This window comes from Lapillicoccus sp. (assembly GCF_039935575.1).
GTDB lineage: Bacteria > Actinomycetota > Actinomycetes > Actinomycetales > Dermatophilaceae > Lapillicoccus.
On sequence record NZ_JBDTKA010000006.1, the window covers coordinates 1 to 4,715 of the forward strand.

Here is a 4,715-nt window from a genome sequence, read left to right on the forward strand (position 1 = left end):
ATCCCTCTTCGAGCCCCCGGCGTCGCGTCCGCGCGATCGTGCCAACCGTGCTGGCCGTGTCGCTAGCACTGCTCGCCTCAGTGGTCGGGAGCAGCCCCGCGGCGGCCACGCCGAGCCCCTGCCCGTCCGGTCAGACGGTCGCCCCGAGCACGGGCAGCCCGCCGACCAGCCAGACGCCGTCGGGCGGTGCCACCACGACCACACCGGTATGCGTCGTCGCCCCTCCGACCCCGATCGCCGCCCCGTCGGTCTCGCCCGCTCACACGGTAGGTGGTCCGAAGCTGGCGACGTCGGGGGTCATATACCAGTCGACGTCGTCGGTTCCGGCCCCGCCCATCGTCAGCGACGTCTCCTACGTCGTGGCCGACATGGACAGTGGCCAGATCCTCGCGGCGAAGGACGCCCACGCGTGGCTGCTGCCGGCCAGCACCCTCAAGACCCTCACCTCCTTGGTGGTCCTGCCGTCGCTCGACCCCGCGACGTCGGTGACGGCGACCGACGTCGAGGCCAATGCCGACGGCACGCGGGTGGGTCTGGTGCCCGGGGCGACCTACACCGTCGCCGACCTGTTCTACGGCCTGGTGCTCATCAGTGGCAACGACACGGCGTACGCCCTCGCCGACGCGTACGGGGGCAAGGACAAGACCATCGCCGACATGAACGTCAAGGCCCGCGGGCTCGGCGCCTGGGACACCGTCGCGGTCGACCCCTCCGGTCTGGACGCAGACGGACAGCACTCCAGCGCTTATGACCTGGCCCTGTTCGGGCGTGCGGTGATGAAGCTGGCGGCCTACCGGACCTATGCCACCGCCGGCCAGTACGAGTTCCCCGGGGGCACCGACCGTGGCGGCAAGGTCTACGCGCCGTTCCAGATCCAGAACCACAACCTGCTGCTCGCGAACTACCCGGGCACGATCGGTGTCAAGAACGGCTTTACGACGGGCGCCCGGCAGACGTTCATCGGCGCGGCGACCCGAGGCGGGCGGACCCTGGTCATCGCGCAGATGGGTGGCACGGACGTGCCGAGCTGGAAGCGCAGCGCCGCCCTGCTGGACTGGGCTTTCGCCAACGCGGCGAACCTGACCCCCGTTGGCACGCTTGTGGCACCCGGGGCACCACAACCTCCCGAGCTCGGCGGCACCCCGGTCCCGACGACGGCCGGCACCCCGGACCCGACCGCGACCCCCGAGGTTCCCGCCGCGGGTGCCACCCTGGCTTCGCCTTCGAGCCCGACGGGTGCACCCGTCCTGGCCGGCGCCTCACCGGAGCAGGCCGGCGGGAACCCGTTGCCCGCCCTGCGCACCTCGGCGCAGACCGCCGGGGGCAACCCCGCCACATACGCCGTCCTCGCCGTGCTCCTGCTCGTCGCGTTCGCGGCGGTGCGGATCAGACGCGCCCACGACCGCAACAAGGTTTAGGGCCACAAGGTTCAGCGCAGACGAGGTTCAGTGCAACAAGGTTCAGCGCAGACGAGGTTCAGTCAGCGCGAGACCAGACGGCGTACCGCGTTGACGACGCCCACCGCTGCGGCGGCACCGAGCACCGCACCGGCCACGACACTGACCCGGTCCCGCTCGCGCGACGCCCGGGGGTCGACGACACCGGCGGTCGCCCCGGGGGGTGGGATGAGCCGCGCCGTCTCGTGACGGACGGGCTGCGAGCCGTCCGTTGCTGTGTCGCCGCTACGGACGGCTCCGGCAAGGTCGCCGGCCGCCTCGGCGTCGATCCCGATTCCCTCCGTCTCCTTCACGTCGAGGTACGCCCAGCAGGCCGACAGCAGCACGAGCCGGGCGATCAGGTTGAGCCAGAACAACATCCCGATGATGAGTGCCACCGACGCAAGGAGCGGGCTGCGGGTCGCGCTGGCGATCAGCTGGGTGCCGAAGAACTTCACGATCCCCAGCCCGAGCCCACCCACCATGGCGGCCTGTCGCACGACGTGCCACGGCAGAGCGATGCCGGAAAGGACCCGGAGCATGAGGACGAGGACGGCGACATCGACGACATAGCCGACCGCCAGCCCGACCGCGGTCACGATGAACGAGTGGTCCCCGAGGCCGACCTTCTCGGCGAGCCAGCCCGAAGCGGCACCGAGCACCGTCGTGAGCACGGCGGACAGCAGGAAGGCCACGCCGAGAAGGACGAACACCCCGAGGTCGCGCAGCTTGTCGGTGAGGAAGTTGCCGGGTGAGCCCGTGGCACCGAGGCTCGCGCGGATCCCGTCACGAAACGAGCCGATCCACCCTGCCGCGGACAGGACGAGGCTGACAACGGCGATCGCCCCGCTGATCGTCAGTACCGACAGGGACGGCGTGGACAGGGTGATCAGGCCTTTGGGGTTCGCCGAGGTTGTGACGAGGTTCGGGAGCGCGCCGTTGATCGCGTCCCCGACCGAGGCGAGCAGAGTGGGGTTGTTGCGCAGGACGAACCCGAACACCACCGCGGCGATCCCGACGGCCGGGAAGATCGAGAAGAACGCGTAGTAGGCGATCCCTGCGGACAGGAGGTTGCCGCGTACCTGGTTGTATCGCTGGTTGGCGCGGTAGAGCTTGAGCTGTTGGATCCGTGCCCAGAGCTTCTTCATCGGTCGGCCTCCCGAAGCACGTTGTCAACCCAGAGGGAACTCACGGACTGGTACCCAGCCCCCGTCATCATCCTGGACGTAGAGGTGGAACCCGCGGACCTCGAACGTCGCCACGAAGTCGGCGAGCTCTTCGAAAGCTCGGTCGAGCTCCCCCTCGGCGACGTCGTGCGCAATCGTCACGTGGGGATGGAAGGGGAAGGCGAGCGGTGCGCCCCACCGACCCTTCCGGATTCCCAGCTCGAGCTGCTCGCAGGCCGAGATGCCGCGGGCGAGGTGGACGAAGACCACGGCGGACACGGGACGGAAGGTCCCGGTCCCGCGCAGGGTCATGATGAACGGGCTGACGTCGGTCGCCGCCGTTGCGAGGTGGTCGGTGAGCTCGCTCAGGTCGGCCGAGTCGACCACGGTCGGCCCGAGCAGGGTGACGTGCGCCGGGGTGACCGCCCCCAGCGGGTCTCCGTATGCGGTTCGCCGACCCTGTAGGTGTGGTCCGAACGGTGCCGGGATGGGGATGGATACCCCGACCGTGAGAACGTCGCCGGAGCTCGAGGCGGCATCGGACATGACTGGCATTCTGGCAGGAGGGCCTGGGCTAGCGTTACGCGCGTGACCGCAACCGAGGCTGCACGGACCTTTCGCGAGCTCTTCGGGCAGGAGCCGTCCGGTGTGTGGTCGGCCCCCGGTCGAGTCAACCTGATCGGCGAGCACACGGACTACAACGGCGGCCTCGCGCTGCCGATCGCCTTGCCGCAGCGCACGTACGCCGCGATGCGCCTGCGTGACGACGGCCTGCTGCGCATGTCGAGCGCCCACGCCGGAGACGCCGTCAGCGAGGTCTCACTCAGCGATGTCCGGCCGGGCCACCCCACCGGCTGGACCGCCTACGTGGCCGGAGTGGCCTGGGCGCTGGAGCAGGCGGGTCATCGCGTGCCCGGCGCCGACATCGTCGTCGTCAGTGACGTCCCGGTCGGTGCCGGACTGTCGAGCTCCGCCGCGCTCGAGTGCAGCGTCATGGCGGCCTTCGACCGGTTGCTGCACATCGGCATGCTGGGCCAGCCGGCCGGCCGGGCGCGCGCGGCGCACCTGTGCCAGCTCGCCGAGAACGACATCGCCGGCGCCCCCACCGGCGGCATGGACCAGGCGGCGTCGCTGCGCACGACGCGCAGCCATGCGTTGCTGCTCGACTCTCGTTCCGGAGCCGTCCGTCAGGTGCCGTTCGAGCCGGAGCGGCACGGCCTCGCCCTTCTGGTTGTCGACACCAGGGCCGAGCATGCTCTCGTCGACGGGCAGTATGCCGAGCGACGAGCCACCTGCGAGCACGCGGCGGAGGCACTCGGAGTCGCGACATTGCGCGAGGTTCCGATGGACGGGCTCGACGAGGCACTCGACCGGTTGGATGACGAGCGGGCCCGAGCCCGCGTCCGGCACGTCGTCACCGAGATCGAGCGCGTCGTGCGGTGCGTCGCGGCGTTGGAGGACGACGACTTCGACACCGTCGGCGAGCTGTTCACCGAGTCCCACGCCTCGTTGCGCGACGACTACGAGGTGTCCTGCGTGGAGCTCGACCTGGTCGTGGACACTGCCCTGGGCTGCGGCGCGCTCGGGGCGCGGATGACCGGTGCCGGGTTCGGAGGCTCGGCGATCGCGCTCGTGCGAGCGGACGAGATCGAGACCGTCTCCGCCTCAGTCGAACGGGCGTTCGCGGACTCGGGACTGAAGGCCCCAGCCAGCTTCGCCGTGACGGCGGGCGGCCCGGCGGCGCGAGACCTGTGAGTCGGCCTGACGACCACCCGTCGCAACTCGCACGTGAAGTGATACGGATGTCAGCGAGGCCGGGGAGTCCGAGTGACGATCGGTATGCCGGAACACTATGCCCACTCGCCGGGCCGACTGCGCCGACCGTCAGACACCCGCAGCGGTCGCAGCCGTCTGGGCGTTCAGCTGCCTGGCAAACCGGGACCTCGTCATGCGACAAACCCTCACCGGGGGCCTCGACTGCTCATGCTCGTCCGAACTCGTCCACGAGCGGGATGACGTCGGCGATCGAGTCGACGATCCTGGTGGGCCGATAGGGAAAGTGCTCCACCTGCTCGCGCCGCGTCGAGCCCGTCAGTACCAGGACCGTTCGCAG

The 4,715-nt window shown here is 70.2% G+C and carries 5 protein-coding genes; 2 read left to right on the forward strand and 3 right to left on the reverse strand.

Annotated elements, in window-relative coordinates:
* Positions 1–1,418, forward strand: a 1,418-nt coding sequence (locus ABI385_RS00540; RefSeq protein WP_348101773.1) for a hypothetical protein, incomplete at its 5' end; no start/stop codon positions are given.
* Between the two features lie 62 nt (positions 1,419–1,480).
* Here ABI385_RS00540 and ABI385_RS00545 read toward each other — a convergent pair.
* Together ABI385_RS00545 and ABI385_RS00550 are read right to left on the reverse strand one after the other, a co-directional pair.
* The gene (locus tag ABI385_RS00545; RefSeq protein ID WP_348101774.1) at positions 1,481–2,584 is read right to left on the reverse strand and encodes a YihY/virulence factor BrkB family protein; all 1,104 of its coding nucleotides are present in this window, start codon (positions 2,582–2,584) and stop codon (positions 1,481–1,483) included.
* 24 nt (positions 2,585–2,608) lie between these two features.
* Positions 2,609–3,148: a 2'-5' RNA ligase family protein gene (locus ABI385_RS00550; RefSeq protein WP_348101775.1), complete on the reverse strand. Its 540-nt coding sequence runs from the start codon at positions 3,146–3,148 to the stop codon at positions 2,609–2,611.
* A gap of 42 nt (positions 3,149–3,190) precedes the next feature.
* Here ABI385_RS00550 and galK point away from each other — a divergent pair, with 42 nt between their 5' ends.
* Positions 3,191–4,357: a galactokinase gene (gene galK / locus ABI385_RS00555; protein ID WP_348101776.1), complete on the forward strand. Its 1,167-nt coding sequence runs from the start codon at positions 3,191–3,193 to the stop codon at positions 4,355–4,357.
* Positions 4,358–4,583: 226 nt separating this feature from the next.
* Here the strand turns inward: galK and ABI385_RS00560 are convergent, their stop codons facing one another.
* Positions 4,584–4,715, reverse strand: a complete 132-nt coding sequence (locus tag ABI385_RS00560; protein ID WP_348101777.1) for an HAD hydrolase-like protein — start codon at positions 4,713–4,715, stop codon at positions 4,584–4,586.